The organism is Enterobacter sp. MGH 24 (assembly GCF_000493015.1).
In the GTDB taxonomy this organism is placed as follows: domain Bacteria; phylum Pseudomonadota; class Gammaproteobacteria; order Enterobacterales; family Enterobacteriaceae; genus Enterobacter.
On the sequence record NZ_KI535657.1, the window covers coordinates 879,448 to 896,806 of the forward strand.

22 protein-coding genes are annotated in these 17,359 nt (G+C 54.5%); 11 read left to right on the plus strand and 11 right to left on the minus strand.

Going from position 1 to position 17,359, the window contains the following annotated elements:
* Positions 1-129 precede the first annotated feature (129 nt).
* From dacB to pmrB, 3 genes are read left to right on the plus strand one after another with little or no spacing between them, the layout of a single operon-like run.
* On the plus strand, positions 130-1,563 hold the full coding sequence (gene dacB, locus L370_RS17650; protein ID WP_023333594.1) for a serine-type D-Ala-D-Ala carboxypeptidase: 1,434 nt from the start codon (positions 130-132) through the stop codon (positions 1,561-1,563).
* A 2-nt stretch (positions 1,564-1,565) separates the two neighbouring features.
* Positions 1,566-2,228, plus strand: coding sequence for a two-component system response regulator PmrA (gene pmrA, locus L370_RS17645; RefSeq protein WP_023333595.1), 663 nt, complete (start codon positions 1,566-1,568; stop codon positions 2,226-2,228).
* A complete protein-coding gene (gene pmrB / locus L370_RS17640; protein ID WP_023333596.1) occupies positions 2,225-3,268 on the plus strand; it encodes a two-component system sensor histidine kinase PmrB in 1,044 nt (347 codons plus the stop codon). Before pmrA ends, pmrB begins: the two co-directional genes overlap by 4 nt.
* A 34-nt stretch (positions 3,269-3,302) precedes the next feature.
* Here the strand turns inward: pmrB and cgtA are convergent, their stop codons facing one another.
* The 4 genes from cgtA to rplU all read right to left on the minus strand — a co-directional run bounded on the left by cgtA (position 3,303) and on the right by rplU (position 6,143).
* Entirely contained in the window at positions 3,303-4,478 is a 1,176-nt protein-coding gene (cgtA, locus tag L370_RS17635; protein WP_023333597.1) for an Obg family GTPase CgtA, read from the minus strand.
* Between the two features lie 15 nt (positions 4,479-4,493).
* Positions 4,494-5,459, minus strand: coding sequence for a DMT family transporter (locus L370_RS17630; RefSeq protein ID WP_023333598.1), 966 nt, complete (start codon positions 5,457-5,459; stop codon positions 4,494-4,496).
* A gap of 95 nt (positions 5,460-5,554) precedes the next feature.
* Positions 5,555-5,812 (minus strand): 50S ribosomal protein L27, encoded by a 258-nt coding sequence (gene rpmA / locus L370_RS17625; RefSeq protein ID WP_004385076.1) that lies wholly within the window; start codon positions 5,810-5,812, stop codon positions 5,555-5,557.
* Positions 5,813-5,831: 19 nt separating this feature from the next.
* On the minus strand, positions 5,832-6,143 hold the full coding sequence (gene rplU / locus L370_RS17620) for a 50S ribosomal protein L21 (protein ID WP_003025032.1): 312 nt from the start codon (positions 6,141-6,143) through the stop codon (positions 5,832-5,834).
* A 257-nt stretch (positions 6,144-6,400) separates the two neighbouring features.
* Here rplU and ispB point away from each other — a divergent pair, with 257 nt between their 5' ends.
* Positions 6,401-7,372: an octaprenyl diphosphate synthase gene (gene ispB, locus L370_RS17615; protein ID WP_023333599.1), complete on the plus strand. Its 972-nt coding sequence runs from the start codon at positions 6,401-6,403 to the stop codon at positions 7,370-7,372.
* Between the two features lie 229 nt (positions 7,373-7,601).
* Entirely contained in the window at positions 7,602-7,889 is a 288-nt protein-coding gene (gene sfsB / locus L370_RS17610; RefSeq protein ID WP_023333600.1) for a DNA-binding transcriptional regulator SfsB, read from the plus strand.
* Positions 7,890-7,949: 60 nt separating this feature from the next.
* Here the strand turns inward: sfsB and murA are convergent, their stop codons facing one another.
* From murA to mlaF, 7 genes are all read right to left on the minus strand, one after another.
* On the minus strand, positions 7,950-9,209 hold the full coding sequence (gene murA, locus L370_RS17605) for a UDP-N-acetylglucosamine 1-carboxyvinyltransferase (protein WP_023333601.1): 1,260 nt from the start codon (positions 9,207-9,209) through the stop codon (positions 7,950-7,952).
* Positions 9,210-9,259: 50 nt separating this feature from the next.
* On the minus strand, positions 9,260-9,514 hold the full coding sequence (ibaG, locus tag L370_RS17600) for a BolA family iron metabolism protein IbaG (protein WP_023333602.1): 255 nt from the start codon (positions 9,512-9,514) through the stop codon (positions 9,260-9,262).
* Positions 9,515-9,640: 126 nt separating this feature from the next.
* Complete coding sequence (gene mlaB, locus L370_RS17595) at positions 9,641-9,934, minus strand: lipid asymmetry maintenance protein MlaB (RefSeq protein ID WP_023333603.1); 294 nt, start codon at positions 9,932-9,934, stop codon at positions 9,641-9,643.
* Positions 9,934-10,569, minus strand: coding sequence for a phospholipid-binding protein MlaC (gene mlaC / locus L370_RS17590; RefSeq protein ID WP_023333604.1), 636 nt, complete (start codon positions 10,567-10,569; stop codon positions 9,934-9,936). The genes mlaB and mlaC overlap by 1 nt, the downstream gene beginning before the upstream one ends.
* 18 nt (positions 10,570-10,587) lie before the next feature.
* On the minus strand, positions 10,588-11,136 hold the full coding sequence (gene mlaD / locus L370_RS17585) for an outer membrane lipid asymmetry maintenance protein MlaD (RefSeq protein WP_023309352.1): 549 nt from the start codon (positions 11,134-11,136) through the stop codon (positions 10,588-10,590).
* Positions 11,137-11,140: 4 nt separating this feature from the next.
* Entirely contained in the window at positions 11,141-11,923 is a 783-nt protein-coding gene (gene mlaE, locus L370_RS17580) for a lipid asymmetry maintenance ABC transporter permease subunit MlaE (protein ID WP_023333605.1), read from the minus strand.
* 7 nt (positions 11,924-11,930) lie between these two features.
* Entirely contained in the window at positions 11,931-12,743 is an 813-nt protein-coding gene (mlaF, locus tag L370_RS17575; RefSeq protein ID WP_023309353.1) for a phospholipid ABC transporter ATP-binding protein MlaF, read from the minus strand.
* A 227-nt stretch (positions 12,744-12,970) separates the two neighbouring features.
* On the opposite strand from mlaF, the gene L370_RS17570 reads away from it, so the two are divergent.
* Genes L370_RS17570 through lptB form a run of 6 tightly spaced genes read left to right on the plus strand, consistent with a single transcriptional unit; the run spans position 12,971 to position 17,356 of the window.
* Entirely contained in the window at positions 12,971-13,948 is a 978-nt protein-coding gene (locus L370_RS17570; protein WP_023309354.1) for a calcium/sodium antiporter, read from the plus strand.
* Between the two features lie 13 nt (positions 13,949-13,961).
* Positions 13,962-14,948: an arabinose-5-phosphate isomerase KdsD gene (kdsD, locus tag L370_RS17565; protein WP_023333606.1), complete on the plus strand. Its 987-nt coding sequence runs from the start codon at positions 13,962-13,964 to the stop codon at positions 14,946-14,948.
* 14 nt (positions 14,949-14,962) lie between these two features.
* Positions 14,963-15,529 carry a 3-deoxy-manno-octulosonate-8-phosphatase KdsC gene (gene kdsC / locus L370_RS17560; RefSeq protein ID WP_023309356.1) on the plus strand — a complete coding sequence of 189 codons (567 nt, stop codon included), beginning with the start codon at positions 14,963-14,965 and terminating at the stop codon, positions 15,527-15,529.
* Entirely contained in the window at positions 15,526-16,101 is a 576-nt protein-coding gene (lptC, locus tag L370_RS17555; protein WP_023333607.1) for an LPS export ABC transporter periplasmic protein LptC, read from the plus strand. Before kdsC ends, lptC begins: the two co-directional genes overlap by 4 nt.
* Complete coding sequence (lptA, locus tag L370_RS17550) at positions 16,070-16,624, plus strand: lipopolysaccharide ABC transporter substrate-binding protein LptA (RefSeq protein WP_023333608.1); 555 nt, start codon at positions 16,070-16,072, stop codon at positions 16,622-16,624. Before lptC ends, lptA begins: the two co-directional genes overlap by 32 nt.
* Before the next feature lie 6 nt (positions 16,625-16,630).
* On the plus strand, positions 16,631-17,356 hold the full coding sequence (lptB, locus tag L370_RS17545) for an LPS export ABC transporter ATP-binding protein (RefSeq protein ID WP_023309359.1): 726 nt from the start codon (positions 16,631-16,633) through the stop codon (positions 17,354-17,356).
* The last annotated feature ends 3 nt before the right edge of the window (positions 17,357-17,359 follow it).

Genomic DNA, 17,359 nt, shown 5'->3' on the forward strand with positions numbered 1-17,359 from the left:
CCCCAGGTCAGCAGCAATTTTTCAATTTGATATGCATTTTACCGCGAAGTTCACTATGGGTCATCGTTTACTTTGCAGTGCCATGCACCGTAGTATGACGGTTTGTTTTCGGGTTGTTAGCGCGAGATTATGCGATTTTCCAGATTTATCATCGGATTGACTACCAGTATAACGTTCACGGCTCAGGCCGCGAATGTTGATGAGTACATTAATCAGCTCCCCGCAGGCGCGAACCTTGCCCTGATGGTGCAGAAGGTTGGCGCACAGGCTCCCGAGATTGACTATCATAGTCAACAGATGGCACTGCCTGCCAGTACCCAAAAGGTGATCACTGCCCTCGCCGCCCTGCTCCAGCTCGGGCCGGACTTCCGATTTACGACCACACTCGAGACCAGGGGTAACGTCGATGGTGGTGAACTGAAAGGCGATCTTATCGCCCGTTTTGGCGGCGATCCGACCTTTAAGCGTCAGGATATCCGCAATATGGTTGCGGTGCTGAAAAAATCTGGCGTGCAGAAAATTGATGGCAATGTGCTGATCGACACCTCCATCTTTGCCAGCCACGATAAAGCGCCTGGCTGGCCGTGGAACGACATGACCCAGTGCTTTAGCGCCCCGCCAGCCGCCGCGATTGTCGACCGTAACTGCTTCTCGGTTTCGCTTTACAGCGCGCCAAAGCCGGATGATTTAGCGTTTATCCGCATAGCGTCCTACTACCCGGTCACGATGTTTAGCCAGGTCCGCACGCTGGCGAAAGGTTCCCCGGATGCGCAATATTGTGAGCTGGACGTCGTGCCCGGCGATCTGAACCGCTTCACGCTTACCGGCTGCCTGACGCAGCGCGCCGATCCGCTGCCGCTGGCCTTTGCGATACAGGATGGTGCAAGCTATGCGGGTGCCATTCTGAAAGATGAACTGAAACAAGCGGGAATCACCTACTCCGGTACGCTGCTTCGCCAGACGCAGGTCAACCAGCCCGGCACGGTCATCGCCAGCAAACAGTCTCCGCCGCTGCACGATCTACTGCGAATCATGTTGAAAAAGTCTGACAACATGATTGCCGACACCGTCTTTCGCATGATTGGCCACGCGCGTTTCGGCGTGCCGGGAACCTGGCGCGCGGGTTCCGACGCCGTTCGTCAGATCCTGCGCCAGCAGGCGGGGATCGAGCTGGGTAATACCATCGCCGTCGATGGCTCCGGATTATCGCGACATAACTTGATCTCCCCAGCCACGATGATGCAGGTGCTTCAGTACATTGCACAGCACGACACTGAGCTAAACTTTATTTCAATGCTGCCGCTGGCCGGGCATGACGGTTCGCTGCAGTACCGCGCCGGGCTTCACGCTGCCGGCGTGGATGGCAAAGTATCCGCTAAAACAGGCTCACTGCAGGGGGTTTACAACCTTGCAGGCTTTATCACTACCGCCAGCGGACAACGCATGGCATTCGTGCAGTATCTTTCCGGCTATGCCGTCGAGCCGACCGACCAGCGCAATCGTCGTATTCCGCTTGTTCGCTTCGAAAGCAGGCTTTATAAGGACATCTACCAGAATAACTAGCGATGAAACTACTCATAGTTGAAGACGATCTGTTATTGCAGGAAGGGCTGGCGCTGGGGCTGGCCAATGAAGGGTATGCCCTCGACTGTGCCGGCACCGCCGCGGAAGCGGACTCCCTGATTCAGAGCGGCGAATACAGTCTGGTGATCCTCGATTTGGGCTTACCTGATAAAGACGGTGCCACGCTGCTCAGCCAGTGGCGACGCCGCGGTATCGCTAACCCGGTATTGATCCTGACGGCTCGCGATGCCATTGAGGATCGCATAACCGGCCTCGATGCAGGCGCAGATGATTACCTGGTGAAGCCTTTTGCGCTTGCGGAGCTGCAGGCTCGGGTGCGAGCGTTGATTCGCCGCTATCAGGGACATAGTGATAACTTACTGACCGACGGCGATATTACGCTGAATCTGCAAACCCAGCAGGTACTGCGCCAGGATCAGGCGGTAGAGGTGACGCCAAAAGAGTTCGCCTTGCTTACGCGTCTTATCATGCGCAGCGGGCAAACGGTGCACAGAGAAACGCTCCAGCAGGATATCTACTCCTGGCAGGACGATCCGGGGTCGAATACCCTCGAAGTTCACATTCACAACCTGCGTCGCAAGCTCGGCAAGGACAGAATCAAAACCGTCCGTGGCGTTGGCTATCGCCTGGAGAGCCAGAAATGAACAGCATGCGTCGGCGTTTGATGGTGCTGCTGGCGGTCATTCTGTTATTTTTCCAGCTGATAAGCGTCATCTGGCTGTGGCATGAAAGCCGTGAGCAGATTGGTTTTCTGGTGAATGAAACGCTGTCGGCGAAAGCGCGCAACAATCACGTTGAGAAAGAGATCCGCGAAGCGATTGCCTCGCTGCTGGTCCCATCTCTGGTGATGGTCGGTTTCACGCTACTGTTTTCATTCTGGGCGGTCACCTGGATAACCCGACCGCTGAATAAACTCCGTGACAGCCTGGCTAACCGTTCGGCGGATAACTTAACTCCGCTTCCCATGTATTCCGACATGGAAGAAATCGGTGCGGTGACAACCTCCCTGAACCAGCTGCTCGCCCGGCTGGACAATACCATTCAGCAGGAGCGCCTCTTCACCGCTGACGCCGCACACGAGCTTCGAACGCCTCTTGCCGGTATTCGGCTCCATCTGGAGCTTATGGCGCAGTCAGGCGCGCCACAGGCCGCGACGCTCATTACCCGTATCGATCAGCTCATGCATACCGTCGAACAGCTGCTGATGCTGGCCCGTGCCGGACAGGCAATGGCGAGCGGCCACTACGAAACCGTGGGCTGGACGGAAAATATCATTGAACCTCTCGGCCTGGGACATGAAGCCAAAGAGCATAAGGTGATTTGGCCCGCTAAAAGTGCACTCACGGTACAGGGAGATGCCGTACTCCTGCGCCTGATGCTGCGCAACCTGCTTGAGAATGCCGGGCGTTACAGCCCACCAGGGACAACGATTACAGTGACATTAACCGAGGTCGAGGGTGGAACGCAGATCAGCGTTATCGATCAAGGTCCGGGTATTGATGAAGCGCACCGACTGTCAATTACTGAGCCATTCCGCCGTCTTGACCAGCGCTACGGAGGCAGCGGTCTGGGCCTGAGCATCGTGCAGCGCATCGTCCAGCTCCACCACGGCAGGCTCACGCTTGAGAATGGCGCTGAAGGCGGCTTAATCGCCAGCTGCTGGCTGCCTGCGACGCTGGAATAAAAAAAGCCCCCATAATGGGGGCTTTGGACAGATGTTAGTGCTTGTAGATGAACTCGACGCCTTCTTCGTCGTCTTCATCCCAGTCATCGTCCCAGTCTTCATCATCCTCTTCAGCTTCCAGCTCTTCAAGCTGCTGGCGGTGGTAGTCATCCCACATGAATTCGACTTTTTCAGGCTGTTTCGCTTCTTCCGCCTGAACGATTGGGTTCTCAATGATAAAGGTCATTACATCCCAGCACAGATCTTTCACGCCAACCTGGCTTGCCGCAGAGATCAGGTAGTATTTATCTTCCCAACCCATCGCTTCAGCAATGGCTTTCGCTTTTGCTTCCGCTTCGGCTTTGTCCATCAGGTCGATCTTGTTGAAGACCAGCCAGCGAGGTTTATTCGCCAGTTTTTCGCTGTATTTTTCCAGTTCACCGATGATGATGCGGGCGTTTTCAACCGGATCGGAACCGTCGATAGGATCGATATCGATAAGGTGCAGCAGCACGCGGCAACGCTCAAGGTGTTTCAAGAAACGAATACCCAGACCCGCGCCTTCCGCAGCTCCTTCAATCAGACCCGGAATATCGGCGACCACAAAGCTCTTCTCGTTATCCATACGGACAACGCCCAGGCTTGGTACCAGCGTGGTAAACGGATAGTCCGCCACTTTTGGTTTCGCCGCAGAAACAGCGCGAATGAACGTCGATTTACCGGCGTTTGGCATACCCAGCATGCCCACGTCTGCCAGAAGCATCAGCTCCAGCTGCAGATCGCGCTTATCGCCCGGCGTACCCATCGTTTTCTGACGCGGCGTACGGTTAACGGAAGATTTGAAACGGCTGTTACCCAGACCGTGCCAGCCGCCTTTCGCCACCATCAGGCGCTGACCGTGTTTGGTCATATCACCCATGGTTTCACCGGTCCCCTGGTCAATTACACGGGTACCGACCGGAACCTTAATGGTAACGTCCTTACCGCGTTTCCCGGTACAGTCACGGCTTTGGCCGTTCTGACCACGTTCAGCGCGGAAAGATTTTTCGAAACGGTAGTCGATCAGCGTGTTGAGGTTCTCATCCGCCTCCAGCCACACGTCACCACCATCCCCACCGTCGCCGCCGTCAGGTCCGCCACGTGGGATATACTTTTCACGGCGGAAGCTCACGCAACCATTGCCGCCATCACCAGCCACGACCAGGATCGTCGCTTCATCAACAAACTTCATTTTACTCTCCGTAACTCATTCGCCTGAGCGGGGGACTACTACAACCGCTTCATTTTTGCGCCAACGTCCCCAAAGACGATGACCAATGGCGGAATACATCGCGCCCGCAACCACGACAAACGCACCGAGATAACCCAACAGGTTGAGCATCGGTCTGACGAAGACATCGGGCCAGGCCATTGATAACAAATCTGAAAATAACAGCGTAAACAGCGGAGTAAGCGTAATTAACGCGCTCACCTGTGCTGCCTGCCAGCGCGCCATCGCTTCGGCCAGCGCGCCATAACCGACCAGCGTGTTCAGCCCACAAAAAACGAGGCACGCCAGTTGCCAGTCGCTAAGCTGGGTAATCACGCCCGGCTTTGCTAATGGCAGCAATGCTATTGTACACAAAGTGTACAGCAAAAAGAGGATCTGCTGTGAGGCAAGTCGACGCAATAACACCTTTTGCGCGACGCCATAGCTCACCCAGACCGTTGCTGCCCCCACACCGAAAATGACACCCCATGTGTAATCCGTCAGGCGGGTAAAAATCTCTATCAGACTGGTGTTGAAGAACATCACCAGACCGCACAACAGCATACTCGCCCCGATAATCTGCGTACCGCGCATCTTCTCCTTGAGGATAAAGACGCTGGCGACCATCATGCCCACCGGTGAAAGCTGACCTATCACCTGCGACGCCGTGGGGCTGAGATATTGCAGGGAAGAGCTGAACAGGATGAAGTTACCGAACAGACCGCCCGTCGCGATAGCCAGCAATACCAGCCAGCGCGGTTTACGGAAGAGCCGCAAGGAAGGAAGCTTACCTTTGATAGCCAGAATAGCCCCAAGGCCGATGCTTGCCATCAGAAAGCGATAAAAGACCACCGTAGGCGGCTCCATCACTTCCAGTACCTGCTTCATTGCAATTGGCAACGCACCCCAGCACATTGCGGTGGTGAGCGCCAAGAGAATACCCATGCCGGCCTGCTGCTTCATGCCCGTTTTCCCTACAGAAAATTTTCCGGGTTTCCAATGTAAAAAGCCCCGCAACACGTTGCGGGGCTTTAATCCGTTACCGGACCGAGAAAACCTTACTCAGCAACGATGCTGATGTATTTACGGTTGTTCGGGCCTTTAACTTCAAATTTCACTTTACCGTCTGCTTTAGCAAACAGAGTGTGGTCACGACCGCAACCTACGTTGTTGCCAGCGTGGAATTTGGTACCACGTTGACGAACGATGATGCTACCCGCCAGAACGGATTCGCCACCGAAACGCTTAACGCCCAGGCGTTTAGCTTCTGAATCGCGACCGTTACGTGTGGAGCCGCCAGCCTTTTTATGTGCCATTTAAATCTCTCCTCAGGTCTTAGGCGCTGATGCCAGTAATTTTCACATCAGTGAACCACTGACGGTGGCCCTGCTGCTTACGGTAGTGCTTACGACGACGAAACTTAACGATTTTAACTTTCTCGCCACGACCGTGTGCAACAACTTCAGCTTTGATAACGCCGCCATCAACGAAAGGAACGCCGATTTTGACTTCTTCACCGTTTGCGATCATCAGAACTTCTGCGAACTCAACAGATTCGCCAGTTGCGATGTCCAGCTTTTCCAGGCGAACGGTCTGACCTTCGCTTACTCGGTGTTGTTTACCACCACTTTGGAAAACCGCGTACATATAAACTCCGCTTCCGCGCACGTCCTCGTATGAATCAGAGTGCGCTATAAATATTCACAATAGGGCGCGAATATTACGCAAAACGCGAGCCTTTGACAAGTGCTACCGTCAATACATGAAGAAAAAAAACACAACACGTACGGTAACGTTTATCTGTGCCGTTTTTTCAGTACAATCAGCACTACTATTGATAAACCGAAACCCTTCGTTACCCCATTGAAGATGGGATCAACAGGATAAAAAGCCCGGCTTTTGCGATGAATTTAGAAAAAATCAACGAGTTAACCGCGCAAGATATGGCGGGTGTGAATGCAGCAATCCTGGAGCAACTCAACTCTGACGTTCAGCTGATCAATCAGTTGGGCTATTACATCGTTAGCGGCGGCGGTAAACGCATTCGTCCGATGATCGCCATTCTGGCTGCCAGAGCCGTTGGCTATCAGGGAAATGCTCACATCAGTATCGCAGCGCTCATCGAATTTATTCACACGGCGACGCTTCTGCATGACGATGTGGTGGATGAATCGGATATGCGTCGTGGCAAAGCCACGGCAAACGCCGCGTTCGGGAACGCAGCCAGCGTACTGGTGGGGGATTTTATCTATACCCGCGCCTTCCAGATGATGACCAGCCTGGGCTCCCTGAAAGTGCTGGAAGTGATGTCCGAAGCCGTAAACGTTATTGCTGAAGGCGAAGTGCTACAGCTGATGAACGTCAACGACCCGGACATCACCGAAGAAAACTATATGCGCGTCATCTACAGCAAAACCGCGCGCCTGTTTGAAGCGGCGGCCCAGTGTTCCGGCATTCTGGCTGGCTGTACCGAAGCACAGGAAAAGGGCCTGCAGGACTATGGCCGCTATCTGGGTACGGCATTCCAGCTGATTGATGATTTGCTGGACTACAGTGCGGACGGCGAGACGCTCGGCAAAAACGTGGGTGATGACCTGAACGAAGGTAAACCTACCCTGCCGCTGCTTCACGCCATGCGCAACGGAACGGCCGATCAGGCGAAAATGATCCGTGAAGCGATCGAACAGGGAAATGGCCGCCATCTTCTGGAACCTGTGCTGGAAACCATGGCTATCTGCGGCTCGCTGGAATGGACGCGTCAGCGTGCGGAAGAAGAAGCCGACAAAGCCATCGAAGCTCTCCAGGTCATTCCCGACAGCCCATGGCGCGAGGCGCTGATTGGACTTGCCCACATCGCCGTTCAGCGCGATCGTTAATCCCTTTGTGTCTCCCCGCGACCATAGCGGGGAGATTCCAGTACACACCTGTAAATTCCGCGTTCATGTAAATTCATCGGTTTAGAGACCGCATGAATAAAGGCGTGTCTTATTCTGAATATCCCTTCAAGTAACGCGAACTTTTTAGAACAAGAGTTTGAAATGGGTATAGTAACCTCGTCGTTTCAGAGGAAACGGCGTAGGTGAATCCGAACTTAAGGACAGCGTTATGGATACGAAATTTATCGACTGGCACACGGCTGATATTATTGCCGCACTGCGCAAAAGAGGCACTTCGCTGGCAGCGGAGTCCCGCCGCCATGGACTGAGCTCTTCAACACTGGCAAACGCCCTCACCCGCCCCTGGCCCAAGGGAGAATTAATTATCGCGACGGCGCTGGATACGCATCCGTGGGTGATTTGGCCTTCGCGTTACCACGATCCGATTACCCATGAGTTTATCGACAGAACGCGCATGATTCGCCAGAGAAAGGCAAAGAAAGAACCAAAGGAATAACGTTTTTTTGACGGGAACAGCAACCCCCCGGTCATTGCTGGCAGGGGGCTGCCGGAACGATTACTCGCCCTTCACACGCTCGATATTGGCACCCAGCGCGCGCAGTTTATCCTCGATACGCTCATAACCACGATCGATGTGATAAATACGATCCACGATCGTTGTGCCTTCCGCGATACAACCCGCCAGCACCAGGCTTGCAGACGCACGCAGATCGGTTGCCATCACCTGAGCACCTGACAGCTTCTCAACGCCATGGCAAATCACGGTATTGCTTTCGATCTCAGCATGCGCACCCATACGGATCAGCTCCGGTACGTGCATAAAGCGGTTCTCGAAAATAGTTTCAGTGATGAAGCCAGTCCCTTCTGCGACCAGGTTCAGCAAGGTGAACTGCGCCTGCATGTCCGTTGGGAACGCCGGATGCGGTGCCGTACGCACATTGACCGCTTTTGGACGCTGACCGTGCATATCAAGACTGATCCAGTCTTCACCGATTTCGATATCCGCACCCGCATCGCGCAGTTTCGCGAGTACCGCATCCAGGGTATCAGGCTGCGCGTTACGACACACAATCTTACCGCCAGAGATCGCCGCAGCGACCAGGAAGGTACCGGTTTCGATACGGTCCGGCAGTACGCGATAGACACCACCGCCCAGACGCTCAACGCCTTCGATGGTGATACGGTCAGTACCCTGGCCGGTGATCTTCGCCCCCAGCGCCACGAGGAAGTTGGCGGTATCCACAATTTCCGGTTCGCGCGCGGCGTTTTCGATAACAGTGGTCCCTTCTGCCAGCGTCGCTGCAGACATAATGGTGACCGTTGCGCCCACGCTCACTTTGTCCATGACAATGTGCGCGCCTTTCAGACGGCCATTAACAGACGCTTTAACGTAACCTTCTTCCAGCTTGATCTCTGCGCCCAGTTTCTCCAGACCAAAGATGTGCAGGTCAACCGGACGCGCACCGATGGCGCAGCCGCCCGGCAGAGAGACCTGACCCTGACCAAAACGCGCCACCAGCGGGCCAAGCGCCCAGATGGATGCTCGCATGGTTTTCACCAGATCGTATGGGGCTGAAAAGTTATTCACCTTGCTGGCGTCGATCCAGACGGAACCGTTACGCTCGACTTTCGTGCCCAACTGGGTGAGCAACTTCATGGTGGTATCGATATCTTTCAGCTTCGGTACGTTCTGAATTTCTACCGGCTCTTCCGCAAGCAGCGCAGCAAAGAGGATTGGCAGCGCGGCGTTTTTCGCGCCAGAAATTGTGACTTCGCCCTGGAGACGCGTTGGCCCCTGTACACGAAATTTATCCATTGTGTGCTCTCTTATAAATTCAACCGTGCTGCGGGCCTGTCGCCCTCAGCTCAAAAACCGTTTAGTTTGCGATCGCGTGCCCATTCTTGCGGGGTGAACGCTTTAATCGACAGGGCGTGGATGCGGTTATCCGCAATATATTCCATCAGCGGCGCGTACACAGCCTGCTGTTTCTTCACACGGCTCATACCGTCGAACATCTCACCCACAGCAATAACCTGGAAGTGACTGCCATCGCCAGAGACGTGGGCTTCCTGAAGGGAGAGTGCATTCATCAGCACTGTCTGGATTTCATGATTTTCCATGGGTTCTTAATCATCTGATAGTGAAAACAAGCCCAACATCTTAGAGCAAAGTGGCGTTGTCTTAAACAAGCAAAAAGCCCCGACGATGAAACTGTCAGGGCTTTCGGAAGTAACGCACTGAAAATATTAACGAGGCAGTACGTCCTGAGGGAGATTGTAGAGCTGCGCAAGGGTCACGACATTATCGCTCGCGCCGTGAAGCGTGACGCTAGCCCCCTGCTTTTTCCCTACCGCAACCAGATGGGCCAGCAGCGCAACACCCGCCGTATCCACCCGCGTGACGTCGGTTAAGTCGATGAGCGTCACGCCCTGCATTGCTTCATGGCGTTTGCCCCACAGTGGGTTCAGCAGATCCTGATCCAGCTCACCGGACAGCTTTAATGTCTCGCCTTCACGCGACCAGCTGAGTTGCTGTGACATTACTTCTTCTCATCCAGGCTAATTTTCTGGCGAGAGATAGACTGCAGCTGTGCGGTCAGGCCATCGATGCCCTTGGTGCGCAGCAGGTCGCTCCATTCGTTCTGTTTGGTGGTGATCATGCTTACCCCTTCGGCAATCATGTCATACGCCTGCCAGTGACCGGTCTGGCTGTTTTTACGCCACTGGAAATCCAGACGAACCGGCGGACGACCGTTAGGATCGATGATCGTCACGCGGATAGGGACGATAGTTGCATCGCCCAGCGGCTGCTCAGGCGCAATCTGATAGGTCTGGCCGTGGTACATCGCCAGCGCCTGGCCATAAGCCTGTTTCAGGTATTCACGGAACGCGGCAAAGTAGGCATCGCGCTGCGCAGGGGTCGCGTCTTTGTAATAACGTCCCAGCACCAGCGCACCCGCATATTTAATCTGCACATACGGCAGCAGCTCCTGGTCAACGACGTCACGCAGATAGTCAGGATTAGCACGAATTTTAGGCTGTTCGTTTTTAAGACGGTCGAAGGTCTTCTTCGCCGCTTCGTCCATCAGTTTGTACGGGTTACTCTGATCCGCAGCGTGAGCGGCGGTAAGAGGGGCGATGACCAGCATGGCAACCATTAACAGTCGTTTAAACATGAATGACTTCTCCTGATATTAATTCGCAGCACCTGGCGTCGGTGCGACGTCGGTATGATCTTCGCTCTGCGCTGGGGCAGCGTCGGATTTTTTCTCATCCCCTTTACTGCTGTAAAGGAACTGACCAATCATATCCTCCAGCACCATCGCGGATTTCGTATCCTGAATGACGCTACCGTCTTTAAGGATAGTCGTTCCCAGTTCGGGGTCTTCAAAGCCAACGTTAAGCGCCAGATATTGTTCGCCCAGCAGGCCGGAAGTACGGATAGAAAGGGAACTGGTATCCGGGATATGGTTGTAGCGCTCTTCGATATCCATCGCGACGCGTGGCAGATAAGTTTTCTCATCAAGCGTAATGTCAGATACGCGTCCGATCACCACGCCGCCGATACGGACCGGTGAACGCGCCTTCAGCCCGCCGATGTTATCGAAGGTGGCATAGATGCGATACGTCGGCTCGGTGCGCACAGACGTGATATCCGCCGCTCTCAGGCAGATAAACAGCGCGGCCAGCAGCGCCAGCAGCAGGAATACACCGACCCAAATTTCATTTTTTCTCGTTTGCATGAACTCAATTCCCAAACATCAGTGCGGTGAGCACAAAATCCAGACCCAGTACGGCCAGCGACGAATGTACGACTGTACGTGTAGTTGCACGGCTAATGCCCGCCGACGTCGGGATGGCATCGTAACCATTGAACAATGCAATCCAGGTGACCGTAATGGCAAATACCACGCTTTTAATCAGGCAGTTAACCAGATCCATTCGCAGGTCAATGGCGTCCTGCATCGCGGACCAGAAGAAACCGGCGTCAATGCCTTTCCAGTGCACGCCAACCAGCGAACCGCCCCAGATACCCACGGCGACAAACAGAATCGTCAGCAGCGGTAAAGAGATCACCCCCGCCCAGAAACGCGGCGAGATCACGCGACGCAGCGGATCGACCGCCATCATCTCCATGCTGGAGAGCTGCTCGGTCGCACGCATCAGGCCAATTTCCGCCGTTAATGCCGACCCCGCACGCCCGGCGAACAACAGCGCCGCCACAACCGGCCCCAGTTCACGCAGCAGCGAGAGCGCCACCAGCATCCCGAGACTGGTTTCCGCGCTGTAGGTTGTCAGCACAAGATAGCCCTGTAGCCCAAGCACCATACCGATAAACAGACCGGAAACAATGATGATGAGCATCGACAGCACGGCGACATTATAAAGCTGCCGCACCAGCAGCGGTGCATGCTTACGGAATTCCGGCTTGCCGACCAGCGCGTTGAATAACATCAATCCGGCACGCCCGAACGTCCTGATGGTTTTTATGCCACGGTGTCCGAGAGCGGCCAACGCATTTAACAGCATGAGTGGCTTAACTCCCTATTCCCAGTAAATCGTCACGATAGTCGCCCGCCGGGTAGCGGAACGGCACAGGGCCATCGGCAATACCGTCGAGGAACTGCCGCACGCGCGGATCGCAATTTTCCTGCAGCGCCTGGGCGCTACCGTGTGCGACGATCTTTTTGTCCGCCACGATATAGGCGTAATCGGCAATGCTCAATACTTCCGGCACATCGTGAGATACCACAATGCAGGTGACGCCAAGCGCGCTGTTCAGTTCAGAGATGAGCTTCACCAGCACGCCCATCGTGATGGGATCCTGTCCAACAAACGGTTCGTCGAACATGATTAAATCAGGTTCTAATGCAATGGCTCGCGCCAGCGCGGCACGGCGCGCCATCCCCCCGGAGAGCTCTGAAGGCATCAGCTTCGCGGCGCCCCGCAAACCGACGGCTTCGAGCTTCATCATCACCGTGCTTTTCAGCAGTTCCGGCGGCAGGCTGGTATGCTCGCGCAGCGGATAGGCCACGTTATCAAAGACATTCATGTCGGTGAACAAGGCTCCAGACTGAAAGAGCATGCTCATGCGTTTGCGAACAGTATACAGACGCGAGCGTGACATCTCCGGGATGTTTTCGCCATCAAAGAGGATTTCACCGCGATCGGGTGGGATCTGCCCACCAATAAGGCGCAGCAGGGTCGTTTTACCAATCCCGGACGGCCCCATAATGGCAGTGATCTTGCCACGCGGTACGGTCAACGAAATATCATCAAATATCAATCTGTTGGCGCGAGAAAAACTCACACCGCGAACATCGACTAAATTCGCCATCGTTTGGCTCATTTATGGTTCCTTTATTACCCTGCTCACGTTAAGGCATGCCGCCTGAATCAGCCCTCAACTCCGCATTTTTACAGAATAATAGCCGTTGAGGTTAGCGAAAGCTGGCATTTGTTTTACTTTTCCGGCGCATAAAGTCAAAATTAGGAATTCGTTACGCCTCAGACTGTATGCAGTCCAGCCATTCCCGCGCGATGGACCAACGAGTATACCTGAAGAAAGGACTTTTGATGCTTTTAGCAACAGCACTGTTAATAATTGGTTTACTATTGGTGGTCTACAGTGCTGACCGTTTAGTGTTTGCTGCATCTATCCTGTGTCGCCTGACGGGCGTACCGCCTGTCGTCATCGGGATGACCGTTGTCAGTGTTGGAACGTCACTTCCTGAGATCATCGTCTCTGTCTCGGCGTCGCTGCATGGTCAGCTAGACCTGGCAGTCGGCACCGCGATTGGCTCTAACATCGTCAATATACTCTTGATATTAGGGCTTGCCGCCCTGCTCCATCCATTTCGCGTGCATTCTGATGTTCTGCGCCGTGAATTGCCGCTAATGTTAATCGTAAGCCTGCTGGCAGGCTGCGTATTTTACGATGGTGTACTGAGCTACAGCGACGGCATATTCTTGCTGGCGCTGGCCGTCATTTGGCTGCTGTATAGTGTTAAAATCGCCCGACTGGCTGAGAAGCAGGGCCAGGATAGCCTGACCCGTGAGCAGGTCGCCGAGCTTCCACGAGAAGGCACGCTGCCTGTTGCTCTGCTCTGGCTTGGCGTTGCGCTGATCATCATGCCGATGGCAACGCGCATGGTCGTGGATAACGCGACGGTGCTGGCGAACTATTTCGCCATCAGTGAACTGACCATTGGTCTGACGGTGATTGCCATCGGTACCAGCCTGCCGGAGCTGGCCACAGCTATTGCAGGGGCGCGTAAAGGTGAGGACGACATTGCCATTGGTAATATCATCGGTTCCAACATTTTTAATATCGCCATTGTGATGGGCCTGCCGGCACTGATTACGCCAGGCCCCTTTAATCCCCTGGCGTTCTCACGCGACTATGGCGTGATGTTATTGGTCAGCGTGATATTTGCCCTGCTCTGCTGGCGGCGGCAACGACAGATCGGCAAAGGCGCTGGCGCGCTGCTGACGGGTGGATTTATCGTATGGATGGCGATGCTGTACTGGCTCTCGCCTCTTCTCTCTGGGTAAACGGAAACGCATTATGTCGCAAATAGAATTGCAGCCGGGGTTTGACTTTCAGAAAGCAGGCAAAGAGGTTCTGGAGATTGAACGTGAAGGTCTGGCGCAGTTAGATCAGTACATTAATCAGGATTTTAGTCTGGCATGTGAGAAGATGTTCTACTGTGCCGGCAAAGTCGTGGTGATGGGGATGGGCAAGTCCGGCCACATTGGACGCAAAATGGCGGCAACATTTGCCAGCACCGGAACCTCTTCCTTCTTTGTACATCCGGGGGAAGCCGCGCACGGCGACCTGGGTATGGTCACGCCGCAGGATATCGTCATCGCGCTGTCCAACTCCGGTGAGTCCAATGAGATCCTGGCGCTGATCCCGGTACTGAAGCGACTGCAGGTGCCGCTTATTTGCATGACCAGCCGTCCGGAAAGCAGCATGGCGCGCGCGGCTGATATTCACCTGTGCGTGAAAGTGCCCAAGGAGGCCTGTCCGCTCGGCCTGGCACCGACGTCCAGCACAACCGCAGCATTGGTTATGGGCGATGCGCTCGCCGTCGCGCTGCTCGAAGCCCGCGGTTTTACGCCGGAAGATTTCGCGCTTTCCCATCCGGGCGGTGCGCTGGGGCGCAAACTGCTGCTTCGGGTAAACGATATTATGCACACAGGGGATGAGATCCCTCACGTCAGTAAAGAAGCCTCCCTGCGTGATGCGCTACTGGAAATCACCCGCAAGAATCTGGGTATGACGGTCGTGTGCGACGATCTGATGAAAATTCAGGGGATCTTCACCGATGGCGACCTGCGTCGCGTGTTCGACATGGGTGTCGATGTCCGCACGCTCGGCATTGCCGACGTGATGACGCCGGGCGGTATCCGCGTGCGTCCGGGTACGCTGGCAGTGGATGTGCTGAATCTGATGCAGTCCCGTCATATCACCTCCGTTATGGTTGCCGATGGCGACCAGTTGCTGGGTGTGGTACATATGCATGATCTGCTGCGCGCAGGCGTAGTGTAATGAAGGATAAGACAATGAGTAATGCGGGTGCATCCCTTGCAACCTGTTATGGTCCGGTTAGTACCCAGATGATGGCAAAGGCGGAAAACATTCGTCTGCTCATCCTGGATGTGGATGGGGTACTCTCCGATGGCCTGATTTACATGGGCAATAATGGCGAAGAGCTGAAAGCCTTTAACGTTCGCGACGGCTACGGTATCCGCTGTGCGCTCACTTCTGGTATTGAGGTGGCTATCATCACCGGGCGAAAAGCTAAACTGGTAGAAGACCGCTGTGAAACCTTAGGCATTACCCATCTGTATCAGGGTCAGTCCGATAAAATGGCGGCGTTTAAGGATTTACTGGGTAAACTGGCTATCGCACCGGAAAACGTGGCCTACGTCGGGGACGATCTGATTGACTGGCCCGTGATGGCTGAAGTCGGTCTGAGTATCGCTGTTGCCGATGCGCATCCGCTGCTGATCCCGCGCGCTGACTATGTTACCCACATCAACGGGGGCCGTGGTGCCGTACGTGAAGTCTGCGATCTGCTTTTGCTGGCGCAGGGCAAGCTTGATGAGGCCAAAGGGCAATCGATATGAGTAAAACCAGACGTTGGATTATCATTTTGCTGTCACTTGTCGCACTGGTATTGATTGGCGTGAACCTTGCCGATCGCGACGATACGCAAACGGAAGTGGTCAACAATAACGATCCAACCTATAAAAGCGATCACAGCGACACTGTGGTCTACAGCCCGGAAGGTGCGCTGAACTATCGTTTGATTGCCCAGCATGTTGAATATTTTTCAGATGACGGTATTTCGTGGTTTACCCGACCTGTCATGACCACGTTTGATAAGGACAAGGTGCCGACGTGGTCAATTAAGTCAGATCGGGCAAAACTGACAAATGACCGTATGCTTTATCTGTATGGCCACGTTGAAGTCAACGCCCTGACCGCTGACTCACAACTGCGAAAAATTACGACGGATAATGCCCAGATTAACCTGGTAACCCAGGACGTGACCTCGCAGGATCTGGTCACACTGTATGGCACAACATTTAATTCCAGCGGTTTGAGAATGCGCGGGAACTTACGCAGCAAGAACGCCGAGCTGATTGAAAAGGTTAGAACCTCCTATGAAATTCAAAACAAACAAACTCAGCCTTAAAGTAATTATCGCCAGCGCGATGCTGGCGACCAGTCTCCCCGCGCTTGCTGTAACGGGCGATACCGACCAACCGATCCATATCGAGTCCGATACCCAGTCTCTCGATATGCAGGGTAACGTCGTCACCTTCACGGGTAACGTCGTCATGACTCAGGGCACCATTAAAATCAACGCCGACAAAGTGGTCGTGACCCGTCCGGGTGGCGAGCAGGGCAAAGAGATCATTGATGGTTACGGTAACCCGGCCACCTTCTACCAAATGCAGGACAACGGCAAGCCGGTGAAAGGTCACGCCTCGCATATGCACTACGAGCTGGCGAAGGACCTGGTCATCCTGACCGGAAACGCGTATCTGGAACAGCTGGACAGCAACATTACCGGCGACCGAATCACCTATCTGGTGAAAGAGCAAAAAATGCAGGCCTCCAGCGAGAAAGGCAAACGCGTCACGACCGTACTGGTTCCGTCGCAGCTGCAGGACAAAGGCAAAGGCCAGGCCCCGGCACAGAAGAAGAGTAACTAATTCGTTATGGCAACATTAACTGCAAAAAATCTCGCGAAGGCCTATAAGGGCCGCCGTGTCGTAGAAGATGTCAGTCTGACCGTCAACTCCGGCGAAATTGTAGGGCTGCTTGGCCCTAACGGTGCGGGTAAAACCACCACCTTCTACATGGTCGTTGGCATTGTGCCGCGCGATGCCGGCAACATAATCATTGACGATGAAGACATCAGTCTTCTGCCGCTGCACGCGCGAGCGCGTCGCGGGATCGGCTACCTGCCGCAGGAAGCCTCCATTTTCCGTCGTCTTAGCGTTTACGATAACCTGATGGCGGTCCTGCAAATTCGTAACGACCTGACCAGCGAACAGCGTCAGGATCGTGCCAACGAGCTGATGGAAGAGTTCCATATTGAGCATCTGCGTGACAGTCTCGGTCAGGCGCTCTCCGGGGGGGAACGCCGCCGCGTTGAGATTGCGCGTGCGCTGGCCGCAAACCCGAAATTTATCCTTCTGGATGAACCGTTTGCGGGCGTTGACCCGATCTCGGTTATCGATATTAAACGCATCATTGAACACCTGCGTGACAGCGGGCTGGGCGTACTGATCACCGACCACAACGTCCGTGAAACGCTGGCCGTGTGTGAACGCGCGTATATTGTGAGCCAGGGCAATCTGATCGCCCACGGTACGCCGCAGCAGATCCTCGAAGACGATCATGTTAAGCGCGTCTATCTTGGGGAAGACTTCAGACTCTGATAG